Origin of the sequence: Actinosynnema sp. NPDC023658 (assembly GCF_040639995.1) — a bacterium.
Taxonomy (GTDB): domain Bacteria; phylum Actinomycetota; class Actinomycetes; order Mycobacteriales; family Pseudonocardiaceae; genus Actinosynnema.
In genome coordinates, this window is the sequence record NZ_JBFAAX010001248.1 from 1 (window position 1) to 1463 (window position 1463).

Sequence of the window (1463 nt, forward strand, 5' to 3'; positions counted from 1 at the left end):
TGTTGTAGAGCCGCGGGTTGGGGTCGGGGGGGTGGGGGTCGTCGGCCGCCGCGGCGGCCAGCGCCTGCCGGACCCGCCATTCGACCACGCCCAACCGCGCCCACAGGTACAGCAGGTCCGCCTCGCCCACCCCGGACGGTCTCCGGTCGGGCCCCGGTGCGACCGGCGGCGCGGGCGCCTCCACGCGGAACGGGTCCTCCGGCAGGCCGGTCATGGTGTCGATCACCTGGTCGGTCATCGGATCGTCCCCCCGCGTCGCCGCCGGGGTCCGGGCGAGGGCTTGGGCCTGGTGGCCGCGAACCCGTCACCGTCGGCGGTCGACGGTCCCTCGTAGCGCAACCGGCGCGAGCGCTCGCCCGACTGCGCCGCCGTCTCCAGCACCACGCCCTCGGTGACGGGCGGCCCGGCGGCCGTCCACTCGCCGGCCAGCGGCGCGATGACCTTGAGGTCGATGGACGGTTTCAGCTCACCGCCCAGCGCGGACCACATCTCCGAGGTCGCCCGCCCGTCCGGTGGCTGGGCGGAGTTCAGGATCACCCCCAGCCCCAGCTCGGCCAGCGACCCGGTCAACCACTCGTCGGCCATCCGCTCGACGCGCACCAGGCTCGCCAGCACCTCCGACAGCAACCGGTGCTCGTCCTGGGCGCGGTTGGTCCACGCCGTGATCAGGTAGGCCAGCTCGAACCACCGCGCCGGGCCGCGCCACCCGGTCAGCAGGCCCTCGTCGTCGTAGATCTCCATGCCGCCCGCGTGACGCCGCATCACGTCCTCGCGGATGTCGTGCAGGAACACGTTGACCGTGGGCGCGTTGCGGCGCGCGGACCAGTCCTTGGTCGGCGCGTCGAACGACAGCTCACCCCCGCCGCCGGGCACGCCCGCGGCCGTGAGCATCCGCCGGATCGCCTCGTCCACCTCGTGGATCACGGGCACCTCCTCGTCGTCGTGGGGTTCACCTGCGCGCCACCATGTCCGGCGGCCCGATGGACGCGGCCACGACCAGGAACGGCGTGGTGACCGCGCTGAAGCCGGGACCGGTCGCGGTGATCGTGCGCGGGCCGGTCTGGTCCTTGGTCAGGATCAGCAGCTGCGCGGTGAACCGGCCGTCACCGCGCGGGATCGTCGGCGCGGCGGCCGCGGTGATGCCGGGCGACCAGGCCAGCCGGACCGGCGCACCGGGCGGGAAGTCCTCGCCGCGCACGGACGTGACGAACCCCGGCTCACCGATCGGCGGCACGGCCACGATCCTCGGCTGCAGCACGGTCACCGGTGCGACCGCCGTGTTGTCGCCCGGGTTCGCGTCGGTGCCGGTGGTCCGCAGCACGCCGCGCACCTCCGTCCGCACCGCCTTGTCCGGCGCGAGCACCACCTGCACGACCTGGGTGGAGCCCACCGGCAGGTCGGACAGCACGCAGCTCGTGGGCGCGCACCCCGGCGGCAGGGCCGCGACCGGCACCTGCGCGGGC

Annotated in this window: 2 protein-coding genes and 1 pseudogene; all 3 read right to left on the bottom strand. The window is 74.9% G+C overall.

The genetic code is table 11. The annotated features are described in order from the left end of the window. Positions 1-238, bottom strand: a 238-nt coding sequence (locus AB0G02_RS39960) for a hypothetical protein (protein ID WP_360805673.1), incomplete at its 3' end; no start/stop codon positions are given. Further along, complete coding sequence (locus tag AB0G02_RS39965; protein ID WP_360805676.1) at positions 235-924, bottom strand: DUF4255 domain-containing protein; 690 nt, start codon at positions 922-924, stop codon at positions 235-237. The genes AB0G02_RS39965 and AB0G02_RS39960, both read right to left, overlap by 4 nt. Before the next feature lie 25 nt (positions 925-949). After that, positions 950-1463 (bottom strand): annotated as a pseudogene (locus AB0G02_RS39970) (hypothetical protein); the annotation flags it as partial.